This window comes from Burkholderia sp. E168m23 (assembly GCF_016586125.1).
GTDB classification, from domain to species: Bacteria; Pseudomonadota; Gammaproteobacteria; order Burkholderiales; family Burkholderiaceae; genus Burkholderia; species Burkholderia orbicola.
This window is the reverse complement of record NZ_BCPP01000603.1, coordinates 1-4443: the sequence shown is the minus strand read 5'-3', so window position 1 is coordinate 4443 and position 4443 is coordinate 1. Positions and strand designations below refer to the sequence as shown.

Here is a 4443-nt window from a genome sequence, read left to right as displayed (position 1 = left end):
CGTCCGCATCATGATAGGAAATGACCGTACAACTCATCGCGAGCGGCAACGAGCCCGTGGCTGATACGTTTCAACAACCGCGCCCATTGCCCCGCAACAGGCAGCGACATGCCGTCATGTCTTTATTGAACCGAGAGTTTGGGACGACATCAGCTTCGGCAGTGACTCACATTTACATTGGCACAAATCGTTCTCTAATGCGACCTGCTTACCCATCATCGTCATCGCGCGTGGCGAGCCGTCGCTTATGATGACACCCGTCGTGCCACAGGCGGGACATTGAACCGGGGCGCCCAGATAAGCGAAAGGTTGGCCTTGCAACGAGGTGCCTGCGATACCGTCGACCACAACACCGTTGCGATCAGTTTTATCGCCCTGACGAATGAACCGGCGACTCATGCTGTAAGGCCGTTGGACGGCGTCGCAGCATTGCACGCCCGCTCGATATCGTCCGGCCATACCGGTTCGCGGCAAGTCAGTTGGGCGAGCCAATGCAATAGGGATTGAGAGAATGCGGGAAGTGCCCCGACCGCCACCACCAGCCACACTATCGGATTGCCCGACTTAAGTAGGCCCGAGGTTCCGTCGAAATTCAACCTCAGCGAATTGCGCAGGGAGGCTCCCTTCGGCAGGAACTCGGTCACCGGGGGCAGCGAAGCGGGGCCTTCTTCCATAAATCGCCGGTAGAACTCAAAGTCCTGGTAGAGGACTTTCATGACCTCCTGTCCCCCGACGCTTCCCTCATCAGACGACAGGACAACTCGCGTTCCCATCGAGAATGTATCCTTGACCATCCCCTTGTCGTCAAGAACCAGGCAACGAACCACGCGCGGCGCCGTGCGCGTGGGGCCGCTTCTGGGCTTGCGTTCGACGTACAGGAAGGCGCTATCCCAGGGTACCGATACAACCCCGCCAGGGCCATTGTGCTTGAACGCGTAAATCATGCGGTCACGCCGGTTAAACCGGACGGGCTTGCAGGTGTAATTGAAACAGTCGCGTGTCAATGCCCAAATGCCAATTCCCGAGAAACCGAGCGCGACAAACAAGAAAAACGAAAGCACTCCATAAATGAGCCCCAGTTGTCCCCGCTGCTCGTAGATAGGAGGTACATGAGTCATCATCCAAAGAAGGGCCGCCGTGAATGCCAACGAACCGAGCCCCGGTAACATAAACGCAAAGACCCCCCAGCCCTTCTCCGAATAGTTTCCGTCTCGGACCTCTAGGCAAGTATCGCTCATCGAGAATACTGAACGCTCATCCTTAGCCGTGTCAGACGCAGGCTGTCCGATTGCGAGGCGGGCAGCCTGCTCCTCCTCGCTGACCGGCCGGTTCAGGCGGTACCACGAGAGTCCGTCAAATGCCATCTCTTTTCTCCATCACGAAAGCATTGCCGTAAATGCCTTTTGGTCTTCGGCCAGAGTGGGGAACCGCTCTTTGGCCTCTTTCAGCCCAAAAAAACATCGCTCAAGCCACTCATCCACTTCCTTACCCTTGAAGTAGTTGATGAGGATACCAATAAGGGCAGCGATAAGCAGAAGCGGCAGGGCCACGACCGCTGCAGCGGATGCCGAAAGGAATATGACAGAGTAAGCGAGAGCAAGACCGACAACCGCTGATGCGGCATCCAGGATAAACATCGTCACATTACCTTCCTTGAAATCCTGCACGGCATGATAGATGTCAATCGCAGCAGACACGAGCCCAACCACCGCGCCGCCGTACCTCCCCGCGACGTTGAGGAAACGTTCTAGTCGAAGCCAGCCTGTACCCAACTGAGCCCCAGCCTTTCCGACGGTGTCAATTGCAGCCGAACCATATTGCGCAACACTCGCCACGAGTCCACCAATGGCGTTGTCGAACTTGATGCCGGCCTCCGATTGATTGAACCGATTCGCCTTCTTCAATTCTTCCCGAGCAAAGCGAAGATTGATAGCACTGAATATCGCCCCGATGCCCGCAAACCCAGGCTCCCCCTTCGTCATGAGCCTAAATTTCGGCATGTAAATCGTCTCGACCACGTCGGGTGTCAACGTCGCACTGGCCAATTTCTCGAAGCCGGGTTTGGCTTTGACGCCAGCCAGGGCAGCTGCCTCTGTCGCCGGGCTTTCGACTGGCACGAACTGCTTCGCCTTAATTTGCGGGTCGGCGCCTCCGCCTGCATTGGCTTTGTCCTGAAGCTGCTTTTTCAGGTCCTGGACACTGATTTTCTGCCGGCCCGGCATCACTTCCTGCATCTGACGGGCGATGTAGTTCACCCATTGGTTTACCGAACCGTATACGACCTTAAACTCGAACAGCTGTTTCGTTCGCATGCACAGAGTCGCATACAGCACTTTGGTTGCAGCCGTATCTACACTCGCGCTGATAGCTTCGGCCACGGGCCCACCTGTCTCATGAAGAAGCCATGCTAACGCCTTCGCAACAGCAACTTTGATGCCCTTATCCTTCGACTCTTCCACGCCCTCTATCTTGCTGTACGACTCTATGAGCTTCGCGACGAACTCCCTCAGTTCCATGTACGGATAGCCGGACGCCTCCTTGACCTTCTCAGCCAGCACCGGGCTGTTTAGGACGAACGCCCGCAACAATGGATTGCGAGTATCAGATACGCTGCCTTTAGCCCATTTGACGAGCACATCGACGGCATTCTTGCGGTCAGCCGAGCCTTCGATGCATCGTGTAAATGTGTTGGTATAGTTCAGCCCACATCTCCAGCTTCCCGGCTCGTAATCCGACTCGAAAACGTTCAGCAATGCGGCACTGGACAGCCACGCCTGATGGTCTTGCGACAGCGGTATAAGCGTGCTCGCCTGCTCCGACTTCATCGCGTTCGCCATCTGTTGCCGAAAGTCGACGATAGCCTGCTGCCGATAGTGGGTCGTGTAGGGCTTCCATGCTTCCGGTCCGGCTGTTGCAAGTTCAGACTCCTTCTGCGCCTCAATGCTTTTGAGCCGCTTCTCGAGCGCCTTGCCACCATCGAACAGAGCCCCGAGGCCCATGCCCTCATAAGTATTGGCTTCCAGCATGCCGGCGGCACGTTCCACGTCCTCTTTCGCCGAAACCGCGACCGCCTTTTGCAGCGCGTCGATTGCGCTGGCGGCCCATATTCCGTGTTCATACGGCGCAAGCGCTGCGCCGAAAGCAACGCGCTGCTCAAAATTGAGTTCCTGCGTGATGCCAACCGGGTCCCACAACGCGAAGAACAGCCCCTTGTCCGGCAGTATGGAATCCATCGCCTTTTTGAGGGCCGGCTGCTGCCCGGCACGGTCATGGTACGGAAAGCAACCGGTAACGAGCGCATCGGGACGACCGCCCTTGTATTCGCTCAGTAGCCCCTCGAGATGGTCCAGGCTATCCGCGTGCGGCTGGTTCATGCTGCCGTTATACCAGGCGGTTGCATCGAACTTCTGCATCCGCTTGTCACGACAACCCATGAAGTTCTTCGCGTAGGTGTCGCGGACTTTCTGTGTCCAAAGCTCATCGCTGAACGCCAGATACACGGTTCCGGCATGTTCTGCATCTTCAACGGTGATGCATTGAGCCAGTTGCGCATGCCCAGGTTGGTGGCAGCTGAACGGTTTCTCGAAACTACGGTCGAGCTTGATGCCGACCGGATAGTCGTACAAGTATCCTTCCGCCGTAACCGCGTATATCTGCCATCGCTGTGTCTTTGGATAGAAGATATACACGTAGCCGTAGCGCAGGGTGCGCAGCGTGTACTTTGCCTTTTTGAGCGCGATGCCGACGACGCCGTCGCCAAACTTTCCGCCCATGAGCGACATCGCGCCAGCAGAGCTGTGAGCCTTGGAGTTGGCCACGACCCCGTAGCGGACAGGCAGAATCGGCAATCCCTTCTTCTTGCACATGTTGCATGAATTCGGCGCACGCGAGCTGGTCTGCATCGCGGACTGCGTGAGCTGCGAAATACTCGCAAAATTCGTGTCGAGTGCCATTCTTTATCTCTCTCGTGCCGCCACCCGGGCTCATTGATATTGGATGCTCTCGCGAGCAATCGCTTCCCAGTCTGCCGCGCTCCAGTTCGCTACCGCTTCAGCATACGGGCCTTTCCGCGGCGCCTGCAGAATGGCCCGAACACGCGGGTGACGGTCAAAGCAGGGGGAAACGAGTGTGCCGTGAAGTGCAAAAGCAAGCAGGTCCCCACCGGCGAGCCCATGAGCCTCTCCTTTTGCAAGTTGCGCGTCGAGCAGCGCCGACATATCGGGACGAGGCGCCGTACCATTGCAACGGAGTAGGTCAAGCCCGCGCTGAACCAACTCGATGCGCGCAATTCGTGCGTGCTGGTCCGCAGTAACCGCGAAGGCGGCTTCCGGTTCGGCCGCGCCGTTGACCACCGTCCAGCCGCTCACGGGGTCGAGGTACGTCCACGTTGCAACCGGCCCCAGAAGCGCATCCATCTGCTCGGCCTTCAAGATGCGACCCAAG

The 4443-nt window shown here is 57.5% G+C and carries 3 protein-coding genes and 1 pseudogene; all 4 read right to left on the bottom strand.

Annotated elements, in window-relative coordinates:
• Positions 1-114: 114 nt before the first annotated feature.
• Complete coding sequence (locus JMF90_RS25705) at positions 115-399, bottom strand: PAAR domain-containing protein (RefSeq protein WP_011548257.1); 285 nt, start codon at positions 397-399, stop codon at positions 115-117.
• Complete coding sequence (locus JMF90_RS40255; RefSeq protein ID WP_011694664.1) at positions 396-1364, bottom strand: DUF6708 domain-containing protein; 969 nt, start codon at positions 1362-1364, stop codon at positions 396-398. The genes JMF90_RS25705 and JMF90_RS40255 overlap by 4 nt, the downstream gene beginning before the upstream one ends.
• Positions 1365-1376: 12 nt before the next feature.
• Positions 1377-3953 carry a T6SS effector BTH_I2691 family protein gene (locus JMF90_RS25695; RefSeq protein ID WP_011548259.1) on the bottom strand — a complete coding sequence of 859 codons (2577 nt, stop codon included), beginning with the start codon at positions 3951-3953 and terminating at the stop codon, positions 1377-1379.
• Positions 3954-3983: 30 nt separating this feature from the next.
• Positions 3984-4443: pseudogene (locus JMF90_RS25690) on the bottom strand (hypothetical protein); the annotation flags it as partial.